The following is a 358-nucleotide window of genomic DNA, read 5'->3' on the forward strand; positions in this document are numbered from 1 at the left end:
GCGACATGGTCACCGCGCTGTCCGCGCTCCAGTTGCACTACGAGATCGAGGCCGGCTGGCTGCGCGTGCTGGACCTGCCGATGCCGGGCACCTCCCGGAACATCGGCATCACCACGCGGATGGGGGCGCGGCTCTCGCCTGGCGCCGACGCGCTGATCGCCCAGCTGCGGGCGTCCAGCGCCGTCTGGCGCTGAGGCGCCCGGCACACCCCTGGCACCTCGCCCGCCAACATCAGGGGTTCCCACACCCCCGTTTTCCCGTCCCGATAAGCAAACGGCAACGCGGCCCAAGTCAGAAAGCAATACTGCCCGGCCGCCCCAAACGTAGACTGCCGTTGCCGTGAGCCGCTGCGTCACGG

The 358-nt window shown here is 70.1% G+C and carries 1 pseudogene; it reads left to right on the plus strand.

From position 1 onward, the window contains the following. Positions 1 to 194 (plus strand): annotated as a pseudogene (locus AC1DHL_RS30230) (LysR family transcriptional regulator); the annotation flags it as partial. Between the last annotated feature and the right edge of the window lie 164 nt (positions 195 to 358).

The organism is Variovorax sp. 10L426 (assembly GCF_056395305.1).